Below are 22855 nucleotides of genomic sequence, written 5' to 3'. Positions count from 1 at the left end.
AGTATTGACAACTAATAAATACTCACCATGATTTCTAAGAGGTGTTATGTCTCATTCAACAGTACTATCAGTCAACACCTTACTCAATAAAGCGGTGAAGACCCTAAATCTTATGTCATTTGGACAAGATAAGAATCCCAAAAGCACTGATATCAATGTATCAGCTGAAATAATGGATCTAGAAGAGAGTGCCTTGCAAAATAGTCGCGAGGATAAAAGCTTATCTATCAAAGAAAAGATACTCGAGCACCATCTGATGACCAACTATCAACCGCATCTACTGCACTATGCCATAAAAAGCTTTGGCTGCTTACCTACGCCGATTCTTGAGAGTTTGATAAAGTGTTTAGATGGACCTACTTCAAAGCAATATTTGCATGTTGATGCCCATCTGCGCTTAATACTTGCAGTCAATAGCAAGCTAAAAACGCCTTTGCAGCTGATAGAGATGTCTGAGCTGCGTAAACGCTTTGCAACAGATGCGGTCGCTATGCAAGCACCAAAAGTATGGCAGCAGGCTTCTGACAACTTGCTTAGCAATTTAAAACAGTTTCATAAAAAAGGCGATAGCGCTATCAGTTGGCAAGATAGAACGATTGCCAATGCCGACGACAGTGATATGACCATTCGCTGCTATCAAAATGAGACCTCTGATAATGGTTTTGGCTTTAAAAAAGAGCAAACCAGTAATCCTGATGAGACCGTGCTATTGTTTTTTCATGGTGGTGGATTTTGTATTGGTGACCTTAATACCCATCATGAATTTTGTCATGCCATTTGTGAACAGACGGGTTGGCCGGTCGTTAGTGTTGATTATCGCTTAGCACCTGAACACCCTGCCCCTGCTGCCGTAAGAGACTGTATCAGTGCCTATGCTTGGTTGGCTGAACATTGTGAAGAATTTGGTGCTTTGCCATCACGCATTGTATTAGCAGGTGATAGCGCAGGTGGTGGATTATCTACTTTGATGGCTCAGCAAATCATCACGCCAAATAAAGAGGCTTGGTTAGATCTAGGTGATGAAGGTCAAAAGACCTTTGATATATTACAAGGTTTACCACATCCTATGGCACAGATGCCATTATATCCTGTGACCGATATTGAGACCGATTATCCAAGCTGGGAGTTATATGGTGAAGGTCTATTACTCGACCATGCTGATGTTGCCATTTTTGATGCCGCTTGTTTAGAAAATAGTCCGTTACCGCGTCAGCATATCCTGACCTCACCGATGCTTGGGGACAATCGACAGGTTTGCCCCAGTTATGTCGTTGCGGCAGAATTAGATGTCTTACGTGATGAAGCGTTTGCTTATGCCAATCAGCTAAAGAGTTATGGTATAGCCGTACAAACCCATACGGTACTTGGCGCACCGCATGGATTTATTCACTTTATGAGCGTTCACCAAAGATTAGGGCAAGAAACTCAGCACATCATCACAGGATTTGCTAATTTTGTGCGTGAAATTATAAAAACAAGGGCGCTATTGAGCGCTTAATGAGAATTTTAATATTTGAGTGCTTATTGATCTTAAATTTGAGTACCTATATTGGTACCTATAAGATTAATGATCCAAATCTCTGATCGGGAGCCTAGTCGAAACGGTATCCCCCAAAATCCATAGCCTGAGGACACCACAAAATGTCCTTTGCCAATGGCTTCATAGCCATAACCTAAACGGTTAATCACGCTGACGATAAAATTAGCAGGGAATATTTGACCGTTATGGGTATGTCCTGATACTTGTAAATCTATTGGTAGCTGACTGTGTTCGATGATAGCGCTGGGTCTGTGATCTAAAAGAACCACTGGCTCAGCACTATTTACTTGTGCGAGCAGCTCAGTCGTTGCGACGCGCTGACGCTTGTGATTATCAAAGCGTCCCATAAGCCATACCACTTCTCCTTGATGGCTGAAGTGTGTTGCTTCATCATTTAATAACTGCACGCCCGCCGCGCGTAAAGAGTCGCTAATGGGCTGCTCATGACCATATAAATCATGATTACCCAACGTCGCATAGACACCATATGGCAAACTGGCGACAAGTTTTGCCAAGCTATCTTTCATATTATAAGTGTTAAATGCCTGTGTATTGTCATCCATGATATCGCCCGGCATCAATAAGATATCTGCTTGATACTTGCTTAGCATGATATGCAGCCGCTCAATGGCTTTATTACCAAATAGCCGACCTAAATGTAAATCACTAGCGACCGCGATACGCAATGGATTGTTTAAAGATTTATGAATATGAATCGACAGCTCACGCACAACAGGTATATAAGCGCTATATAAAGCATATGCAAATAGCCCTATAAAAAACAACAGCGCAAAAATGCGTAATCCAGTAGTAATTGTCTCTGAATGGTCAAGCGTACTATCAAGCAAAGGGATTAAAAACCAAGACCCTCCATACAATATACCAGTCGCTACCGCAGTCAGCATCATGAAATGCATTACCAACATCCAACCACTCATCCAGCGATAGCTATTAGAAAATAGCTTGGTAACGATTAGTAATAATAAAACATGAGTGATTAAAAACACCCCTATCCATACCGCAATCGATGTAGTTGTAGAATCTATCCAAGGCTGCAGCCACCACTGCAAGCTGAGCGCTGCACCCGTGCTAAAAAGCTCTAGCAGCACAATAATGGTGAGAATAAAGGCGTAACGCATGAGGAAATCCTTGAGCGGGGTTTAAGCACTGTGTGTTTATTCTGAGCTAAATTCATTTAATCACAATATATTGAAGCGCATTAGGTCGGTTGTAAAGTAATCAACCAAATCTCAGAGCGCGTCCCTAGCCTAAATGGCACCGCCCCGATACCATAGCCTGAAGTGACCAAAAACTGGCTACCATTTACTGCTTTAAAGCCATAAACCAAAGGCGTAAACCATTTTAGTAAAACGGTTAAAGGAAATATTTGACCGCCATGGGTATGCCCTGATAAATGTAAATCAACCGGCAAGTCCTTTATTTCTGCTAAAGCTTCAGGACTATGCTCCAAAAACAGCACTGGTTTATCAGTTTGAATGTCACCCATCAAATCTGCTGCCGCAGGACGCTTAGGGTCTGTCGCATCTGAACGCCCAACCAGCAATACAGCATCATCCAACCATACGCTTGTATTATCAATCACCTGTATGCCAGCACGCTCAATCGCTTCGGCAATCGCAATCTCATTACCAGAGTAATCATGATTACCCAAAGTTGCATAGACACCAAGTGGCGCTCTTAATTTTGATAAATGCTCATGCATATTGGTTTTATCATAAGCATCAGTAGAGTCGTTCATGACGTCACCGGCGATGAGCACCACATCAGGATTTTGCCCATCTATTAGCGCAACCATTTTATCTATCTGCTGATTACCAAACCATCTACCCAAATGGGTATCAGAAACTAAGGCTATTCTCATCGGTTTGACTAAGTTTTTGTCCGTTTTTACCGTCAAATGATGAATGACTGGAGAGTAGGCATTAAATACTGCCAAGCTTATAATTCCCGTATAAACAGCGACTGCAAACGCGCGAATGGATACGTTATTGAGCTTCCGTTTAAAAACCTGAGTATAAATAATAGCAATGATAGCGGTGACCAAACCAGCATACAACAGAAAGCCTTGCAAAATACTGGCGGCCAGATAGACATGAAAGCGCTCTCGCCAAAACTCACTCAGCCCGTAGATAAGAAAAGTATTATTAATCACAAAAATACTGAGGACTAAACTTATACGACTAAAGCGAGATTTTGGTTTGATTAACCACCAAAATATCATACTCGTCATAAACGCCAGTAGTTGCGTACCTATAATAAAAAGCCACATAACAAAATTTAACCAGCCAAAGACGCACGTATAGTACGTCAATATTCTTACCTGTTGAAGACAGAGTTTTTGTTTATTGAAACCTGACACTATTTATGTTTTTATCCCTTTATAAAAACCAAAAAAGCGGATTGTTTCATGTGAAACAATCCGCTTTTTTAGTCTATGAAATAGCTATAGCGCTTACTATAGATTTATTATGCCAGATTTGATGAGGACTATTTTACTGCTTGTTGTTCCAAGGCTTCTTTAAGCGTTTGATGTTTAAACTCAAACCCACCATCAAGCAAGGCTTTCGGCAGCACCTTCTGTCCATCAATAAGCAGTGTCGACATTTCACCAAATATCAACTTAAGTAAAAACTCCGGCAAAGTAAAAAAGGTCGGACGATGTAGCCAAGCGCCTAATGTTTTGGTAAAAGTATGATTAGTGACAGGATTTGGCGCGGTTAGATTATAAATTTTCGCGACTTTATTGCTTGGTGTATGGCGAGCAGTCCGCGTATTCTCATTAACCTGAAAAGTACTATCGTTAAGCTGCTGCTCTATAATAAATGTTACTGCCACTACCCAATCATCACGACTGATCCAACTCATGATTTGTTGACCATTACCTAACTGCCCACCAACACCTATTTTAAAAGGGGTTAAGAGCTTGCTAAGCATACCGCCTGTAGGATGGATGACCACACCCGTACGTACAAGCGTCACTGGCACACCAAACTCAGTTGCTTGTAGCGCCAGTTGCTCCCAGTCATCGCATAACTGATGGGCAAAATCTGTCTGGAAACCACTGCTCTCGGTCAAGGGTTTATCGCCTTGATTGCCATACCAACCAATCGCTGAACCACTAACAAGCAATTTTGGCTTTACATGACTGCGGGCAACAAATGCCAGTATATCTTTTGTCGGCTTCATTCGACTGGCTAGCAATTGCTCTTTACGATCGTCACTCCAGCGCGCATCAGCAATACCTGCGCCAGCTAGATTTAAAATCACATCAAAGTATGCATCTGAATTTGCAAGTTCATCATAGGTCATCATTGTGATATCACTAGGATGTGCTTGATTACTATCACGGGTCAACCAAGTAATCTGTAACGCTTTTCCCATCTGTTGGTAGCGCATCAAGAGCTCTTGGCTAAAAGCACTACCCAAAAATCCCGAACCACCGCTAATTAGAATATTCATCACTTATTATCCTTATTATTGATTATATTCTCATCAGTGTGACAAAAAGCACGCGATGAAAACAAGGGGACAAGTGTAGACGTTATGGCTGAGTAATGAGAATCGGAGATAGTGATACGAAATTTTAGCTATTAAATATTAGACTATCGAATAACTTGTCCTGTCAATGCATCGCCTATTTGGCTTGGCAATTGATAGCCTAGTGTTTCCCCTTTAAGATAACCAACGCACTCATTTGAGTTTACATTGTCACCTAAGAAATAACTCTGTGCTTCGATGAGTGACAGAGCAGGTGGCTTTCCTGATGGGTTGCAGCTTGTTGAGACGACAAAACCGTAAGGATTGCTAACTGACACCATTTGCGCGCACAGTTGCTTAACCAATGGATGATCAATCACACGTACGGCAACACTACCATGAGTACCCGTAATCCACGATGGAATAGTAATCGGCAGATTTTTTGGAATAGGTAGTAGCCAAGTATGCGCTTGTTTGACAGTAGCGTCTTTCGAATCAGCTTGCCAGCTATCAAGCACCCTTTGACGTTGGTCAATACTCAAACCTTCTAGCAGAGCCGTAATGCGGCTGGGACTATCAGTGACCACAATCATCCCCTTCTCTATTGGACGCTGCTTGATATTAAGTAGCCGCATGACTGCTTGCTTATTGAATGGGTCACAACCAATGCCCCACACACTTTCGGTTGGGTAAGCAAGTAGCTGCCCCTTTTTAAGCCAAGTAGCTGCTTGTATAGTAGAGTCAGTAATAAGAGGTGTAGATAAGGACATAAATAATGCCTTTAGAACAAAGAGAATGAAAAGAGATAGCGTGAATTTATTTTACAAAAAATGCAGTGCTGCAAGTATATTTAAAAACATCAGTATCATTAAATACGTAAATAGCGTCCACCTTGGACCGTCACTGCGCCCAATAGCTCTAGCTCCATCAACTGCCCAATCAATTGTGCGGGCACAAGCTCAGTCACAAGGATAAGTGCATCCAAATCTTGACCATGCCAGTCCAACTTTTCAAACAAGGTGGTTAGATGCTCAGGTACAGTAATACTAGGCGCTGGCTTCACTTCCTGAGGTTTTATTGTTTTTTTAATGGTAGCAGACTGCTTAAATACTGACTTATCAAGACTTTGTGCTTTTGAATTATGATCAAGTTGATGCTGCTTAGACTGGCTTGGCAATTGCACACTGATATCATCCAATACTTGCTGAGGATGATAAACCAAGGTCGCACCCTCACGTATTAGATGATGGCACCCTTCAGCATTACTATTGTCTATATGACTTGGAATTGCAAAAACTTGCTTGCCTTGCTCGGATGTGAGGCGCGCAGTAATTAGCGAACCACTTTTAATCGTTGCCTCAGTGACGATGGTCGCAAGGCTCAACCCTGCAACCAAGCGGTTGCGACGTGGAAAAGTATGCTTATGTGGTAGCGTATGCGGTAATAGTTCACTGATGATGCAACCACCTTGCTCAATAATTTGGCTAAACAGACGATCATGATGATTGGGATAATTAACATCAATGCCCGTCCCCATAACGCCGACTGTCCGACCTTGGCACGCTACATCGGTTTGTGCCAATGCGCCAAGATGGGCACGTTTATCCACACCAATGGCAAGTCCACTGGTAATGACGTAGCCTGCTTGTGCAAGATACTGTGCCATATCAAAGGTAATTTTTTGTGCGTGTACCGTCGGCTTGCGACTGCCAACAATAGCGATTTGCGCCCAACGCAACAATTCACTATTACCTCGATAAAATAACAGCGGCGGCGGATCGTAGATTTCTAACAATTGAGCAGGATAATTAAGTTGGTCGGCAAATAATAGACCGTACTTCTCTTCTATCAATGCTTGTTGAATGGTATCGATGCTGGCGCGCGTTTTCTCTGGGTGTTCATGACGAGTTAAATGGCTATGATGAATCCCTAATTGACGCCACGACTCTACGCCAGCTTGCCACGCAAGCTGCGCACTATCATAGTTATGAATGAGTTTATGATAAGAGGATAATGACGCATTTAACTCAAACCACAGCGCCAGTATTGCACGCTGCTCATCTGATAAAGTAAAAGTGGCTACCGTCATCATCGTATGACTCTTATAGGCTTATTTAAGATCTGCTCGCTAAAACTTAAGGCAGGGTTATAAATAAGGAGGTGGCAACAGCTGATCACCAATGCTCAGTGGCAGCTCAGACTCAAGTACATAAGCATAACTGATATTGTCAAAACTATTGAACACCATCACCATACCGCTTGGCTCACTTGGCAAACGTACCGGTGTATCATTGTCCTTGATATCACGTATGACTGCGCCTTTTTGATAAACAGTCAACACATCACCCGGCTTCGCACCATGTATGCGACCCAAGTTAATTGCCACCACACTACCTTTGGCAGCTGAGCTGATAGAATCCATCACACGAACAATCATACCACCGCGATTAACGGTTGCAGGCGTCGGATAAAAGACTGGTGGGATAGCATTGTCTAATTCAACAAATACTCGATCGCCTTCACGAACTTCTTTACCGTAACTGTCGATAAGCTGCAAGCTCGTCACGCCATTGGTTGCCGTAGACGTAACCAATCCCGTTGCCACTTGTGTGACTTCTAAACCAATGACTTTTTGCGTTTTTGGCTCGATATACATCTCGCCTTCACGGTAGATACCATAACGTTGACCTACAAGCAGTGGCACGCCTTTGGCATAAACCTTGTCACCACTAGCCGTAATTAAATTGCCTTTTTTAGAGGCTAGAATATAAGGCGTGGTATTAAAATCTTGCGGATTGACAATCAGTGTCTTATCAAGCCAATGCTGAATGGCAGACCAAGGAATCGGCGGAATGCTATTGACAGCAGAGGTAACAGCGACTGTCGTAGTCACCACATTACCTGTTAACTGTTTTTCAATCCCTGCACAACCCTCGCCCGTATCAACGCCGATCAGAGTTTTACCTTGTATGACGCATAAAATCAGAACGTCATTAGGATAAATAAGATGAGGGTTTTTGATTTGCTTATTGGTCGCCCAAATTTCTTTCCAGCGCCATGGACTATCCAGATAACGTCCTGAGATATCCCACAAAGTATCGCCTTTTTTGACAATATAGCGATTGGGCGCATCCGCTTTAATGGTCGGCGGTGGATTATTAGCGTGGGCGGTGCTCATCAGCATTGCACCACTAAAGGTTGTCACCAATAGCGCTTTTACGATATTTTTTAAGCTCATCTTCATGGTTATATCCACAATATGTAACGCTGTTAGCGCCATAATCAAGGCTACTTAAGTTGGCTTATTTTACCTTTATTTAAAAATAACAACAAAGAATTAAGGAAAAATAAAGACTTATAGCACCTTATCATAACGTCTATAGAGCAGCTATTCAGTGTTAGTGACTGATATGAGTGACAGGTATGATTGCTAAAAAAGCGTCTGGTAAACCGATGACCTACTGACGCGATTTCTAATATTACAATTATATCCACCATAACACAATCATAAACACTTTTTTACAATAGCGTAACCTTAAACTGGATATTCATTTTAACAATTAACTAAAAATAAAATCGACTAGGCAGGATTTGGCGTGACCTGTTGACGGATTTGCTCAGCAACCAACTCAGCATCATTATCAAGCACCACCACATGTTGCGGTAAGCTCTCTAAACCTTCAGTATGGGCTGGACGAGCAATATCTATTTGACCTATTGCTTCAACAATCGTATCGGCAAACTTAACCGGTAATGCTGTTTCGGCACAAACAATCACTTCACCTTCGCGCTGTAACTCTTTAGCAACTTTGATACCATCAGCGGTGTGCGGATCAACCAACTCTCCATGCTGCTCATAAAGCGCTTTAATGGTTTGTAAACGGTCATTATGGGTCGACTTACCTGCTGCAAAACCGTAGCGAGTATTGACCGCCTCCATCAAATCAGGCAAATCAAAACCTTGACCAGATTTCACACCTTCAAACAATTCATGAACGCGCGCGCTATCTTTATCTAATAACAAATAAACAAAACGCTCAAAGTTAGAAGCTTTAGAGATATCCATTGAAGGACTTGAAGTAATATAGGTTTTGGCAGTCGGACGCGGCTGATACGCACCTTGATTAAAGAAGTCGTTCAGTACATCGTTCTCATTAGTCGCGACGATTAGACGATCAACTGGCAGACCCATTTCACGTGCAATGTGACCAGCACAAATATTACCAAAGTTGCCTGATGGCACACTAAAACTAACCTTTTCATCGTTACTTGAAGTCACGGCAAAGTAAGCTTTAAAGTAGTAAACAATCTGCGCTAGGATACGACCCCAGTTAATCGAGTTAACTGTACCTAAGTTATAAGCCGCTTTGAAATCAGCATCTTGTTGTAGCGCTTTGACGATATCTTGGCAATCATCAAACATACCGTCGATGGCAATATTATGGATATTTTTATCAGTCAGGCTATACATCTGCGCGCGCTGAAATTCGCTCATTTTGCCGTGCGGTGACAGCATAAAGACTTCGATATTTTCTTTACCGCGTAGTGCATATTCTGCTGCACTGCCCGTATCGCCACTGGTTGCACCAATAATAGTAATACGCGCGTCTTTTCTTTTGAGCACATATTCAAAAGCATTACCTAAAAACTGCATGGCAACGTCTTTAAATGCCAGTGTCGGACCATTCGACAAGCCTAAAATATGTAAATTGTCTTCAAGCTTGCGAACAGGAACAATCTCATCAGAGCCAAATATATCAGCGGTATAAGTGCGCTCAATAATATCCTGCAAATCAGTCGCAGGAATATCAGTCGCAAAGCGCTGCATAATCGCCATCGCAAGCTGTGGATAGCTCAGCGCGCGCCACTCAGTAAGCGTCGCACTATCAATATTCGGATAATGCTCAGGCAACATCAAACCACCGTCTGGTGCAAGACCCATTAATAACACATCACTAAAATCCATCGGCGCTGTCTGACCACGGGTACTGATATATTTCATTAGATTGTCCTGTCTACAATGAGATTATTAGTTGAAACGGTTTATTCAGCAGTTTTCTGCAGCAAGGCATAATAAAAACCATCACCGCTTTCGCTATCAATGGGCAAGCACTGGCGACCAATCGCTTGTTCGATACCCCAGTTGCAACCGTCGCTAAATTCAACAGCTGCTACATTATTATAATGAGTCATGAAATCCTGCATCTGCTCGACGTTCTCTTGCTTTAGGATAGAGCAAGTAACATATAACAGGTAACCGCCAACCTTAAGTTGTGGCCATAGATTATGCAAGATATCGGCTTGCAAAAGTGCGGTTTGTTCGACGTCTTCTTCAGTACGCAAGATACTGATATCAGGATGACGACGAATCACGCCAGTCGCCGTACAAGGTGAATCTAGCAATATAGCGTCAAATACGAGCTTGCTCTTTTTCTTACCAGCCCCTTGCCATGTCGTCGCATCAGCACAGACGATATTGAGCTCGATGTTTTTCTCAGCTTGCTTCAAGTCGTGCTGACTTAAATTTAAGCGCTGTAAATTAGTATGAATGCGCTCGATACGTGGCGCTTCATTATCTATCGCAGTAATCTTCACTTTCGAAATCACAGGCAACGTTTCAGCATTATCTTGTTTCACGTGAAACAACGAAGACTCATTTGAGCTGATTAATTCTAACCAATGAGCAAGCTTACCACCGGGCGCGGCACAAGCATCTAAAATACGGACTTCGTCGTTGCTTGTATCTACATCGCCGTCTGTATCATTGTTTTTAATACTCAGTTTATTAAGTAGAGCATTATGGATAAGCGGCGCTGCAAGCTGAGCATGCATATCTTGTACACTAGCAGCGCCTTCAGCGAATTGAGGCAAAGCATTGACTGCGGTACTTTGATGCAATCTTAACCCTTGGGTTAATATGCTATTAGATGTCGCTGTAGCCGACGATTTCTCAAGTTGTAAACCACTGGTTAGCTCAACCAAATCTGCTTCAACTTCAAATTCTACTAATGCTTGCTGGTAATCTTCTACCGAGGTAACCGCTGTATTCACTCGCAAAAACATCGGCGCAGGTTGACGTAAACCTTGCATCAAATCTTCATACTGCTCACTCCAATCTTGCTTAAGTTGATAGGCAAGCCAATTCGGTAAGCTGTGTTTTTTATCACACTTCTTACGGAACTTACTTGGGTTCTTAGCAACCTTACGCAAGATGGCATTGATTAAACCCGTCGCATGCGCAAATTCGATTTCTTTTGCTGCTTCAACCGTTTCATGAATTGCCGCATGGTCAGCCACTTGCAAATAGAGCAGCTGCGTCAAACCTACTTGAATCGTCGTACGTACTTCTTTTTCATCAATCGAGTTATCAGCCAGACTATCGAGTAGACGCTCAAGGGCATACCACTGGCGCAACGTGGTTAGCAATAACGCATGAGCAAAACCTTTATCACCGTCATGCAAACTGTTTAGTAACGGATCAAGGACGCTTGCAAGCGACTGACCATTTTGAATAGCCAGTAAAGTACGAATGACGCGAACGCGGACGCTACCATTCATGATAAGGTTGCTTGATGGTTTGAGCTTGTTGTTTCTTGGCGCAGTGCTGGTTTGTCTCATTAAATTGAATTTCCTTGACGTCTAATAGTTAGCGTCTTGTGCGATTTGGATTAAGTATATCTAAATGGAGTTATTTCGCTTCTTTACTAAACTGGTCGCCATCATTGAGCTGATTGCCATGGCAGATTTGTTCGGCGCTCACAGGTTTGCTACCTGCAAACTGTAGCTGAGTGATCGCTAAAGTACTGGCTTGCAGCGTATTAGCGTCTATATTAATATCAATATTATCGTTATGACCACAAGCGATTAAAATCGCCTTGCGTCCCACACTAATAACTGTACCTGCTTGTTTATCGGTTGGTTGCGATGCATTCACAGGCAAGCTGGCTAAAATTTTGACACGCTGACCTGCCAAAAAGGTATAAGCACCAGGCCAAGGAGTTAAGCCACGAATTTGTCGTTCAATCACAGTGGCAGACTGCGTCCAATCAATTTCACCCTCAGTTTTGACTAACTTTTCAGCATAATTGGCTTGACTGTCATCTTGTACTATAGCCTGAGCTTGATAGTGTGGTAAATCTTGTAGCACAGTAATAATGGCGGTCGCACCAAGCTCAGCCATTTTATCATGTAGGCTGGCAGCCGTATCATCAGACTCAATACTAGCACTGACTTTATAAAGCATGTCTCCAGTATCAAGCCCTTTATCCATCTGCATAATGGTAATGCCAGTCTCACTATCACCCGCCAATAATGCGCGGTGAATAGGCGCTGCACCACGCCAGCGTGGTAATAATGAGGCGTGGATGTTTAAGCAACCATAAGTCGGCGTATTTAAGACACCAATAGGAAGAATCAACCCATAAGCAGCAACAATCATTACATCGGGTTGATAATCTTTCAAGGTTTGCCTTGCTGTCACCCCTTCTATACTTGATTTTTTAAAAGTCTCTGGCTGCTCAACAGCGATATCATGTGCCAATGCTACTTGCTTGACCGCAGATGCCGCCAGCTTTTGTCCGCGGCCAGCTTTACGATCAGGCTGACTATAGACCGCTACAATACTGATATTCAATGCCTGTTGCTGCTTGATTAATGCCTCAAGACTCACGGCGGCAAACTCAGGCGTGCCAGCAAATACCACTCTTAACGGCTCTGTACACGTCGGTTTAAAGTTATCATTATTAAGAGATACATCAGGAGTACAAGCAAGTGTGGTCATAGTTAGGCAGTATTAATAAGTAATAAAGCTATTATAGGGGAGTTTGTAGCGTTGTGCCATGACTGTAATAGCCACAATCAAGCGCTACTAATGCGCCTGATTATCTTTATAATAGCAATAAGATTCAGTCTCATTTTTCACATTGTCATATACTAGCTAGCTATCAATATTGTTTATTGCTTTGTTGTAGGCTAATAATAAAGAATATAGCAGTAAAATCTAACGAAACCATTTTAAATTTACTGTGTATTATTATGCCGACTTAGGGTCATGCCTTTATGCCACAATTTCAGTCTCTGCAACGCCTGTTGGCTTTCTATACTTTGACATTACTTGCCATGTTGTCATTGTATTATTTCATCATGTTTCATGAAATGAAGAATGAGAGTAAGCAGCACAGTGTAGAGACGTTTCATACCCTGCAGTATCAGATTTCCGAGCTTAATAATCCTATAAACCCCGCCGTTAAAAAGATAGTAGAGAAGCCTTTTTTGGCAGGAATCAGTTATCAGCTGATTTTTATGATGCCCTCCGGCCAAACTTTCATTTACCATCAAACTGAAGCTGATGAACCTGAATTTACGGGAATTATGTTTCCAAGCATTGAGACTTCGCTATTATCAAATAAGAATACTCATAGCACCTATACGTTATCCAACGAAAAACTAGTCGGGACCATCGAGCTTAAAAGTGGTCATAAATTTTATACCATTTTGCGTCATAAGCCGCTCAATATTAACTGGGTATCTTATCGCTATTGGTTGCCTTTAATGACCGCCATCATGTTTTTTACTTTGGCACTACTATATACCTTAAAACGCCGCGCCAATTGGGTACAGTTACTGCTTTATACCGACAACTTAAGCAGTCATGCAAAAGAGGCGTATACACCACCACCGTTTGTCAGCAAAGAATCTACGCCTGAATTTTTGCAATTGGGTCATGCACTTAGTCGGATTAACTATCAATTGCATAACAATCATCGTCATATTACCACTCTAAAGCATCGCCTAGAGCGTTTGGTTGATCATGCCCCACTACCGATGCTGATGGTTATGAGACAAGGTCAAATTAGCTTCTTTAATCAACGTTTTGAGCAAGTATTCTCTACTGCCTTTCAAAATGACAGCAATTATAAATTAACAGATTTTGTTTTTACTGAAGATGAATCTACCCAGTTACTGCTGCAACAACTAGAAAATCTTCGTGTTACGCGTACGTTTATGGTACATGGGCTGGCTAATAAAAAAGCTTATCAGCTACATATTACCCCGTGGTTTGGTGAGCATGGTCAGGTTCACGGTTTTACAGTCTTACTGAATAATGTTAATGATTTGATAAGTCAAAACGAACAGCTGCAGCAACAAAATATAGAAATACAGCGACAACTCGATGAATTTAATACACTCAAATCAACGATGGGTCATGACTTACGGCTGCCATTAGAGGCTATGATTGATACTTTGGAACCGATTGATACTAGCGTTTTGACTGTCAAAGAGCATCAGATTGTCAATACTCTGATTGAAACCAGTCATGCTATGCTTATTATGCTCAACGAGATGCTGGATATAGGGGAGATAGAAGTTCGAAAAACTCGTTTGAATATTGAAACTGTCGACATTTATAAAATAGGGCAACATGTCAGTCATTTAGTCACAAAAGATGCGAGACAACATGGGCTTGAATTACTATACTTTTTCACGCCTGATTGCCCTCGCCTCATTGATACCGACCATAAACGTCTGCAGACAATCTTACGTAACTTACTGGATAACGCTATTAGATATACCAGTTCAGGTTACGTTGTACTGACGATTGAAGCTGTGAATACAGAACAACTATCAGCCAAAAATACCATTCTGGTTAATGATTTAGTGAACGGTGCAACTAATAAATTAGTGCCTAATAATACCAATAAAAAAACAAACCCAGCGCATGACTGGGTTCGCTTTAGTATTCAAGATAGTGGCATTGGCTTAGAGACAACCCAGAGAGATAAAATTCATAGTTATTTTAATCAAACAGCTCAACTAGGAAACACGCAATTAGACCAGTCGAGTTACTCGCAAAAAGCCAGCCAAATTCATACTCAAGTCAGTCAAGCAGATGTAGGACTAACAACTGCTCATAGTTTTGCTAAATTATTGGGTGGTTTTATAGAGTTACACAGCACACCTGATATTGGAAGTACCTTTGATCTTTATCTGCCTTGCCAAAATCCAAACTACCAACCCATCTACCATCTCAATCAACAGTTAACGCGATTGCATCTTATTGCCATCATCAATCAGCCACTTGCCGCTGAACATCTAAAACGCCTATGTACCCATTTATCTATAACAGTCACTATTTTTACGTCTACTGATAGCGTGACCCTACAGCAGCTCGACGACGAACTGATGCAAAACCAGCGTACACTTGCTCCAATATTGCTCCTCGACTACGATTATTATGAAAGCATTACGCTTGCTTTATCTAATCAATCAAAGATGAAAGATGAAAAAAGCATCCATGCCAATATGGTAGAGGAACAAATAAAAGAAGAAGAGTTAGCAAATACGTTATCTAGCAATATTGACAGACAGCATACATTAAATCACTTATTGGCTAATGTATCGCTACCAAAGATATTACTCAGTATGAAGTCTGAGCGCCGTATCGCTTCTATACTACTGGATAGATGTGATGGATTTTTAACCAAGCCGCTAGATGTGAATTTACTGCTCTCTGAGCTACTGCGCTTAACACTTCCTACCAGACAGATACTCATACAAGCAGCAGATATTAAGTATAACGACAGCGTTGTAGTGTCAGCAGATAATAGGTCTGATGAAATCATCTCACCTCTGATTTTAGTGGTAGAAGACAGTCCTACCAATCAAAAAATTGCCTGCAAAATGCTCGCCAAACTTGGTTATCGTAGCGTGGTGGCAGAAGACGGTCAGCAAGCATTAGATATACTGCAAGCGCAGCGTCGAGAGATTGATCTTATTCTGATGGATTGCCGGATGCCAGTGATGGATGGATTGCAAGCAACTCAGGCAATTAGAGCGCAAGGTGATGATATTCCTATCGTTGCACTTACAGCGAACAATACTGAAGAAGACCGCTCAGCGTGCTTAAAGGTAGGTATGGATGAGTTTTTAGCCAAACCTATTAATAAGGATAAACTACAAGACGTCTTAACAGCACTAATTAAACCCTAAAAAATACCACTAAAACTCATAAAGGATGTTAGTGATCACTTACACAAAACCATGCCAAAAAAAGATAGCTTCCATACTTCTCACTTACTGCTAATATAAAATTTGCAGTAAGATAAGACTGTTGTATCAAATATGACTTACTTCATAAAGCCATTATCTGCTAAAAAAGCTTCAGTAATATTGCTTTGCGGGCTAATATTTGCAGTGTCTTCCTGCGACTTATTTAATAAACGCTCCAAATACCTAGCCACAATATCTACCTCCACATTGACCTTGTCTCCTACCAACCAATGCTGTGCAATATTGGTCACTTGAGCTGTATGCGGAATGATATTGAGTGAAACAATATTATCACGCACTAAGTTAGTCGTGAGGCTAATACCATCAAGAGTAATAGATCCTTTCGTCGCTGTATAATGCGCCAGCTCTTTTGGTATCTCAATTTCGATATATATAGAACGTGCATCCTTTTGCAACTTACTAACGACCCCTACTCCATCGACGTGACCTGCGACAATATGCCCACCAAAACGTGTAGTCGGTAGCATTGCCTTCTCTAAGTTGACAATATGCCCCGGTTTCAAATCTTCTAACGCTGTTCGCGCCATAGTTTCACGTGAAACATCAACGGAGTAATGATTACGACCGAAATCTACAACCGTCAGACAGATACCGTTAGAAGCTATAGAGTCTCCAAGCTTCACATCGCTAAAATCTAAGCCATCAGACTCTATAGTCAAGCGAATGTCGCCGCCTGTAGGTTGCATCGACTTAACCTTTCCCACACTTTCTATAATTCCGGTAAACATATCAACCTCTTCTCATTATTTTATTGTCGTTATACATAGCTTTTCTCAGCAATAAACGTGCTATATCACATATATTTCGGGATAAACTGTGGATAAGTAATGGATAATACTTACCTGCAAGCTTAAAAGCCTTAGTTATTAACAAGTTATCCACAATTAATATTGTTTTGACTCAATATTTATATATCTAATCGCTACTATGCAAGTATTTGATTTTACTATAATTTATCTATATAAATAACATTTAATCAAAATCAAAAGTTTCATGTGGAACAAAGTTATACACAGTTTCATGTGAAACTAATATTAGTAGTCATTATTTATTCCTAACCATCATATCTTGCATTAAAAATGTGGATAGATAATTAACAATTAAATGGGTAATAAGGTCAATTTTAGATCAGAACCAAGCTGTTCATGACATTGAATATCAAAACGCAACTGCTGCGCTAGCGATAAGGGGTTAATTTCAACCATCGCTCGCGCTTTTTGCCCTAACAGACATGGCGCCTGATACACAATCAACTCATCTACCAATTGCTGTTGTAAGAAGCTACCAGCAACACTGGCACCTGCTTCTATCAATACGTCATAACACTGATACTCAGTGACTAATACCCTTAATAACTCTCTTAAATTATCTTCACGCCAATACAGGGTATCTGGGCGACGACATAACTGATAGTCAGACTGTAGATCATGCTTTAAACGACCTCGCCTATCAAGTATCACCACTTTAGGATGTGGAACTTGTTCAATTGCTATACTTAGTTGGTTAGAGCGTACATTTAACTGAGGGTTATCGACAATAACCGTTTCGCTACCAGTAATGATAGCGCCACTTTGCGCACGCAGTTTTTGCACGTCTTCGCGCGCAGCTGGACCTGTAATCCACTTTGATTCACCTGTCGCCATCGCCGTACGACCATCAAGGCTGGTCGCAATCTTAAGCCTGACATAAGGCATTTGGGTACGCATGGCCTTTAGAAAACCTTTATTTAACGCTTCTGCCTGCGCGGTAAGGATACCAACCGTCACCTCAATACCCGCTTGTTCTAACAATTTCACACCGCGACCTGCCACCTGTGGGTTTGGATCTAGCCCAGCAACGACAACCCGTATGACGCCAGACTCTATCAGTGCTTTTGCACAAGGCGGCGTACGACCCGTATGACTACAAGGCTCTAAAGTGACATAAGCGGTAGCACCAATTGTTCTTATACCAGCATCTTTTAGAGCAAATACCTCAGCATGCGGCTGACCGGCTTTAGGATGGAAGCCTTGACCGACAACTTCCTCTGCTTGAACAATGACGCACCCTACAGCAGGATTGGGTCGAGCGGTATACAAGCCAAGCTTTGCTTGCTCGATAGCAAGCATCATAAAATAGCGGTCTTTCGCATCTTGAGAATGGTCTAAATTTGACATAAAAAAGGGCTTAATAAATGATGAGATATTATCATCAATGGTTTCATGAAGTCACATAAAATTATAGGCTTAAGAAAGCATCAAAACCTTAACTCAATGTTATTTATCATTAGGGCGTATATTGGCAATCTCTTGATGAAAAGCATCAATATCCTGAAAGTCACGATAAACACTAGCAAAGCGCACATACGCAACATCATCAAGCGTTTTAAGCTCACTCATAATGATTTCACCTAAGACTTTACTGCTGACCTCACGCTCACCCATTTGCCGTACACGCTTTTCAATTCGGCTAATCATCCCTTCTTGCTCATCGATAGTAATAGGACGTTTTTGTAATGGTAATAAAATTGAGCGTCGTAGTTTATCATTATCATAAGGCTCAATCTTACCACTTGATTTAATGATACGCGGCATCACCACTTCGACCACTTCAAAGGTAGTAAAGCGTTCTTGACAGCTATTACAAGATCGTCGGCGGCGCACTTGCGCACCTTCAGCAGCAAGACGCGAGTCGATTACCTTTGTCTCTGACGCATTACAATAAGGGCAATGCATACGGCTTTCCTTGTCTTTATATGAAGCACTATTAAACGAGTCATAATCCCATCTTTACAGCTACATCATTCAAATTTATAACCGTAAATAAGATTACTTACCAATGCAAAAACTGCCAAAAATCTTGCCCAACAAATCATCTGCACTAAATTCCCCGGTAATTTCGCCCAGACTATGCTGAGCTTGACGCAAACTTTCAGCGACTAACTCACCCGCTTTAAAAACGGTTAGCTGCTCATGAGCTTCTGCTAAATATTCGGCCGTTCTTCTTAATGCATCTAAATGACGCGTACGAGCAATCAGGCTATTTTCGGGTGGATGAAACCCTACTTTGGCACACAGAGTTTCGACTAAATCATCAATACCTGCGCCTGTTTCACATGAAACGTTAACTTGCTCGTAACCGCGATTATGAATCTGTTGTTGCGAAATAGAGGTTATTTCTTTGCTGCTATTATTGTTTAATAAATCACTTTTATTAGCGATAATTAACAAGCGCTTGGCTTCTGGTAGCTCGCCAAATAGCTGCTCAGCGAGCTGTAATGGGGTACTTTCTTCTTCAAGATCACGGGTTACATCATAAACCATTAACAGCATATCTGCCTGAGCAATCGCTGTCCGCGCGCGCTCAATGCCGATACGCTCGACCGTGTCTTCTGTCTCGCGCAGGCCTGCCGTATCAGTCAAGTGTAGCGTCAAACCATTGAGGACAACGGTTTCTTGTAGTGTATCACGCGTTGTACCCGCCACATCAGTGACGATAGCACGCTCTTGCCCTGCCAAGCGATTGAGCAGGCTTGATTTACCAGCATTAGGTCTACCTGCCAATACCACATGAATACCATCACGTAATAATTGTCCCTGCTTAGCAGTCGCCAAGACCTGCTGGATTTTTTCTTGTGTCTGTTCAAGCTTACCTTGTATGACCCCATCTGATAAAAAATCAACGTCTTCTTCATCAGGAAAATCGATGGCTGCTTCAACATGCAGACGCAGATGAATTAACTGCTCAAGTAGCTGATTAATCTTTTGTGAAAACTCGCCGCTGAGTGACCGAATAGCACTGCTAGCAGCGGCGGCGCTGGTAGCATCAATCGCATCTGCAATGGCTTCTGCCTGTACCAAATCCAACTTATCATTATCAAAGGCACGATAAGAGAACTCTCCAGCACTTGCTTGTTTTGCCCCTAACTCAAACACACGTGCCAACAACTGATTTTGCAAAATCATGCCGCCATGACCTTGCAGTTCAATCACATCTTCGCCAGTAAACGAGTGCGGACCCTTAAAATACAGCACCAACCCTTCATCGATAACCGTACCATCTGCTTGATAAAATCGGCAGAAGCTCGCCATGCGCGGTTTAAATGCTGACTTACCTGTCAGCGTACAAGCAATGCTATACGCACGTGTGCCAGACAGACGAATAACCCCAACCCCACCTCGTCCAAGCGGTGTAGCAATAGCGGCAATGGTAGGTAGACTCGAAAAACCGAGATTTTTTGATGACTCAGGGGCGGCTAACGCCAACTCTTGGGAATACACAAGCACTCTCAATAACTAAAAACTCCATTATAGACGGCTTAACGCACACTGACAAAACAATCTTTAAAGAGCGTAATCTCCTCATTGTAAGTCTTTTCCAATATCATCTAGCTTGACTGCAGCGACTATGGCGTAGTCTTAAGTAGGTATTCATACCAGATATGACATTAAGGCCATAAAAAAACCACCGCCGTAGCGATGGTTTTTTGAACTTCTAAACTATTAAATGATTAATCCAGTACCTTAACCGTACGAAGCTTTTGCTCTTCTTCTACTTTTTTATTGACGATATATTGATGCGTCATACTAAATAAGTTATTCACAGTCCAGTATAGTACTAGACCTGCTGGGAAGAACAGCATGAACGCGGTGAAAATAATCGGCAAGAATTTCATGACTTTCGCTTGCATCGGATCAGCTGGCTGTGGATTAAGCTGCTGCTGAATAAACATCGATGCACCCATTAATAGTGGCAAAATAAACCACGGATCCATCGCTGATAGATCTTGAATCCACAAAATCCACGGTGCATGACGTAGCTCAACACTCTCAACCAGTACCCAATACAAGGCTAAGAAAATCGGCATTTGCATTAGAATCGGCAAACAACCCGCCATTGGATTGACTTTTTCTTCTTTGTACATTGCCATCATTTCTTGCGACATTTTCATGCGATCGTCGCCATGCTCTTCTTTTAATGCAGCAAGGCGCGGTGCAATCGCACGCATCTTCGCCATTGAGTAATAGCTCTTGTTTGAGAACCACATCAATGCCAGCTTCACTAAGATAGTCAATAGAATAATTGACCAGCCCCAGTTACCGATGACTTTATGAATGCCATCCAAAATACCAAACAATATCTTTGATATTGGCCATAACAGACCATAATCGACCGTCTGATTTAACCCTACTGCTACATCCTTAAGCTCAGATTGTACCTTTGGTCCTGCGTATAGCGTCGCATTTAAGGTTACTTGCTTGTTTGGTGCAACATTGACAGGCTGACTGTTAAAACCGATAAAGTAATCATCACCGGTTTCGCGGCTAAAGAATTTACCAGTAAAGTTTTCAGGCGTCCATGCTGACACAAAGTAATGCTGTACGATGCCAACCCAACCTTTATCACTGGTTGTGGTCAATTCACCATCATTAAACTTACCAAACTTCAGCTTATTATAGGGATCATCGGGTGTACCCCAAGCGCCGCCCAAATAGGTTGCCATACTAAGCGCACCTTTATCAGACATACCGGGATCTTTACTATCATCACGCTTTAGCTGCGCAAACATCTGACCTTGCCACGCCGCTGTAGAAGCATTTTGAATCTTATAGCTGATATCAATAGGATATTTATCGTGTGTAAAGGTAAAAGTCTTAGTGACTGTCACGCCATCTTTTTTATACGTAAGCGGCACTGATAACGTTTGCTGGCCTTTTTCCATCACGTAATTGTTAGCGGTATGGCTGTATTTGGCACGACCTTCTGCAGTATCGATACCATTTTGACCAATCAGACCAGACTGAGCCACGTAAACGCGGTTACTGTTGTTTTCTAGCAATACAAAAGGCTTATCGCTATCAAGGGTCGCATCATACTGCTTTAGCGCAGCATAAACGATGTCACCGCCTTCTGGATTGATTTTGATGTCATAACGATCAGTAGTGACTGTGATTAGTCCTGCATCAGTAGCAGGTGTAGCAGTCACAGCGCTATCAACTGTACCGTTGTCGACAGGTAGCGTCTGTACTGGAATATCACCTGCTGCACCGCTAGTAGAAGGAATATCGGCTCCTACTGAAGCTGCAGTTTCTGGCACCGTGTCTACAGCTGGGGCATCTGCATAATCATCACGCCATGCCAAAATCAGCAGATAAGCGGTGATTAACATCGCAATGATGATCATCACCCGAAATATCTTTTGCATAAACCTTTCCTAGATTAAAAAATTAGGGAATAAAAAAACTAGGGCATGTGTTATGACCACCACACAGCATTGGCCCAGATAGTGAACGGTAATGTCAGCAGTCAATCACATAAAATGTTCATCATTTTACTAAAAAACGATTCTAAATGATACCAACAGTGTGGATAACTTGTGGGTAACTAGGTAGATATGCTGAAACGCCTAGTAAAGCTTACGTCTTAGGTCAATTTCATCATATGATTTAGGCGAGTAACATAGCCATGATTATCTCGATAAACATAAAAACCATGAAACTGTCCATGAGCTACTAGATTACGGGACAAGTATTGATAACGATAAGAAGCCAAAGGTAGAGGCACAAAATCAATTCCATGTCCCCCTAATGGATGACAGCGACTAATGCGTTTTAATAACAGTAAACTCCCATTCCAAACACCATACCAAACTAGAGCTTGCTTACCATAGTTTGAACAGGTTGGATAATATCGACAACGAGCAGGTAATATAGGACTTATTATTTTTTGATAAAAAGCTATAAAATTATATATTAATCTATATAAGTA

General features: G+C 41.9%; 17 protein-coding genes. 2 read left to right on the top strand and 15 right to left on the bottom strand.

The window, feature by feature from the left end; all coding sequences use genetic code 11:
• Positions 1-46 precede the first annotated feature (46 nt).
• Complete coding sequence (locus JMX89_RS11375) at positions 47-1498, top strand: alpha/beta hydrolase (RefSeq protein WP_201551589.1); 1452 nt, start codon at positions 47-49, stop codon at positions 1496-1498.
• Positions 1499-1530: 32 nt separating this feature from the next.
• Here JMX89_RS11375 and JMX89_RS11370 read toward each other — a convergent pair whose 3' ends face one another.
• From JMX89_RS11370 to fmt, 9 genes are all read right to left on the bottom strand, one after another.
• Complete coding sequence (locus tag JMX89_RS11370; RefSeq protein ID WP_201530643.1) at positions 1531-2679, bottom strand: metallophosphoesterase; 1149 nt, start codon at positions 2677-2679, stop codon at positions 1531-1533.
• An 80-nt stretch (positions 2680-2759) separates the two neighbouring features.
• Positions 2760-3713: a metallophosphoesterase gene (locus JMX89_RS11365; protein ID WP_227673084.1), complete on the bottom strand. Its 954-nt coding sequence runs from the start codon at positions 3711-3713 to the stop codon at positions 2760-2762.
• Positions 3714-4048: 335 nt separating this feature from the next.
• Positions 4049-5020: a TIGR01777 family oxidoreductase gene (locus JMX89_RS11360; protein ID WP_201530641.1), complete on the bottom strand. Its 972-nt coding sequence runs from the start codon at positions 5018-5020 to the stop codon at positions 4049-4051.
• A gap of 143 nt (positions 5021-5163) precedes the next feature.
• Positions 5164-5808 (bottom strand): L-threonylcarbamoyladenylate synthase, encoded by a 645-nt coding sequence (locus tag JMX89_RS11355; RefSeq protein WP_201530640.1) that lies wholly within the window; start codon positions 5806-5808, stop codon positions 5164-5166.
• 98 nt (positions 5809-5906) lie between these two features.
• A complete protein-coding gene (dprA, locus tag JMX89_RS11350) occupies positions 5907-7130 on the bottom strand; it encodes a DNA-processing protein DprA (RefSeq protein WP_201530639.1) in 1224 nt (407 codons plus the stop codon).
• A 54-nt stretch (positions 7131-7184) separates the two neighbouring features.
• Entirely contained in the window at positions 7185-8282 is a 1098-nt protein-coding gene (locus JMX89_RS11345) for a LysM peptidoglycan-binding domain-containing protein (RefSeq protein ID WP_226939318.1), read from the bottom strand.
• 336 nt (positions 8283-8618) lie between these two features.
• The gene (thrC, locus tag JMX89_RS11340; RefSeq protein WP_201530638.1) at positions 8619-10040 is read right to left on the bottom strand and encodes a threonine synthase; all 1422 of its coding nucleotides are present in this window, start codon (positions 10038-10040) and stop codon (positions 8619-8621) included.
• A gap of 41 nt (positions 10041-10081) precedes the next feature.
• Entirely contained in the window at positions 10082-11656 is a 1575-nt protein-coding gene (locus tag JMX89_RS11335; RefSeq protein ID WP_201530637.1) for a transcription antitermination factor NusB, read from the bottom strand.
• 70 nt (positions 11657-11726) lie between these two features.
• Positions 11727-12818, bottom strand: coding sequence for a methionyl-tRNA formyltransferase (fmt, locus tag JMX89_RS11330; RefSeq protein ID WP_201530636.1), 1092 nt, complete (start codon positions 12816-12818; stop codon positions 11727-11729).
• A gap of 278 nt (positions 12819-13096) precedes the next feature.
• On the opposite strand from fmt, the gene JMX89_RS11325 reads away from it, so the two are divergent.
• Positions 13097-16027, top strand: a complete 2931-nt coding sequence (locus JMX89_RS11325) for a response regulator (RefSeq protein WP_201530635.1) — start codon at positions 13097-13099, stop codon at positions 16025-16027.
• Positions 16028-16164: 137 nt separating this feature from the next.
• Here the strand turns inward: JMX89_RS11325 and JMX89_RS11320 are convergent, their stop codons facing one another.
• The 6 genes from JMX89_RS11320 to yidD all read right to left on the bottom strand — a co-directional run.
• Complete coding sequence (locus tag JMX89_RS11320) at positions 16165-16836, bottom strand: riboflavin synthase (RefSeq protein WP_201530634.1); 672 nt, start codon at positions 16834-16836, stop codon at positions 16165-16167.
• A gap of 372 nt (positions 16837-17208) precedes the next feature.
• The gene (ribD, locus tag JMX89_RS11315) at positions 17209-18264 is read right to left on the bottom strand and encodes a bifunctional diaminohydroxyphosphoribosylaminopyrimidine deaminase/5-amino-6-(5-phosphoribosylamino)uracil reductase RibD (RefSeq protein ID WP_201530633.1); all 1056 of its coding nucleotides are present in this window, start codon (positions 18262-18264) and stop codon (positions 17209-17211) included.
• A gap of 99 nt (positions 18265-18363) precedes the next feature.
• Entirely contained in the window at positions 18364-18822 is a 459-nt protein-coding gene (nrdR, locus tag JMX89_RS11310) for a transcriptional regulator NrdR (RefSeq protein WP_020444555.1), read from the bottom strand.
• 93 nt (positions 18823-18915) lie between these two features.
• Positions 18916-20352 (bottom strand): tRNA uridine-5-carboxymethylaminomethyl(34) synthesis GTPase MnmE, encoded by a 1437-nt coding sequence (gene mnmE, locus JMX89_RS11305; RefSeq protein WP_201530669.1) that lies wholly within the window; start codon positions 20350-20352, stop codon positions 18916-18918.
• A 245-nt stretch (positions 20353-20597) separates the two neighbouring features.
• A complete protein-coding gene (yidC, locus tag JMX89_RS11300) occupies positions 20598-22292 on the bottom strand; it encodes a membrane protein insertase YidC (RefSeq protein ID WP_011514771.1) in 1695 nt (564 codons plus the stop codon).
• Between the two features lie 218 nt (positions 22293-22510).
• A partial coding sequence (gene yidD, locus JMX89_RS11295; RefSeq protein ID WP_265088695.1) for a membrane protein insertion efficiency factor YidD occupies positions 22511-22855 on the bottom strand: 345 nt, incomplete at its 5' end.

Origin of the sequence: Psychrobacter sp. DD43 (assembly GCF_904846555.1) — a bacterium.
Lineage (GTDB): Bacteria > Pseudomonadota > Gammaproteobacteria > Pseudomonadales > Moraxellaceae > Psychrobacter > Psychrobacter cryohalolentis.
Note: the sequence above shows the minus strand (reverse complement) of the source record. Positions and strands in the feature narration are given on the sequence as shown.

Excerpts from the sequence above, each read along its gene's own strand:
- dprA (WP_201530639.1), bottom strand. The coding sequence starts at position 7,130 with ATGATGACGGTAGCCACTTTTACTTTATCAGATGAGCAGCGTGCAATA.
- JMX89_RS11325 (WP_201530635.1), top strand. The coding sequence starts at position 13,097 with ATGCCACAATTTCAGTCTCTGCAACGCCTGTTGGCTTTCTATACTTTG.
- yidC (WP_011514771.1), bottom strand. The coding sequence starts at position 22,292 with ATGCAAAAGATATTTCGGGTGATGATCATCATTGCGATGTTAATCACC.
- JMX89_RS11335 (WP_201530637.1), bottom strand. The coding sequence starts at position 11,656 with ATGAGACAAACCAGCACTGCGCCAAGAAACAACAAGCTCAAACCATCA.
- thrC (WP_201530638.1), bottom strand. The coding sequence starts at position 10,040 with ATGAAATATATCAGTACCCGTGGTCAGACAGCGCCGATGGATTTTAGT.
- fmt (WP_201530636.1), bottom strand. The coding sequence starts at position 12,818 with ATGACCACACTTGCTTGTACTCCTGATGTATCTCTTAATAATGATAAC.
- JMX89_RS11360 (WP_201530641.1), bottom strand. The coding sequence starts at position 5,020 with ATGAATATTCTAATTAGCGGTGGTTCGGGATTTTTGGGTAGTGCTTTT.
- JMX89_RS11370 (WP_201530643.1), bottom strand. The coding sequence starts at position 2,679 with ATGCGTTACGCCTTTATTCTCACCATTATTGTGCTGCTAGAGCTTTTT.
- ribD (WP_201530633.1), bottom strand. The coding sequence starts at position 18,264 with ATGTCAAATTTAGACCATTCTCAAGATGCGAAAGACCGCTATTTTATG.
- JMX89_RS11345 (WP_226939318.1), bottom strand. The coding sequence starts at position 8,282 with ATGAAGATGAGCTTAAAAAATATCGTAAAAGCGCTATTGGTGACAACC.
- JMX89_RS11320 (WP_201530634.1), bottom strand. The coding sequence starts at position 16,836 with ATGTTTACCGGAATTATAGAAAGTGTGGGAAAGGTTAAGTCGATGCAA.
- JMX89_RS11355 (WP_201530640.1), bottom strand. The coding sequence starts at position 5,808 with ATGTCCTTATCTACACCTCTTATTACTGACTCTACTATACAAGCAGCT.
- JMX89_RS11375 (WP_201551589.1), top strand. The coding sequence starts at position 47 with ATGTCTCATTCAACAGTACTATCAGTCAACACCTTACTCAATAAAGCG.
- nrdR (WP_020444555.1), bottom strand. The coding sequence starts at position 18,822 with ATGCATTGCCCTTATTGTAATGCGTCAGAGACAAAGGTAATCGACTCG.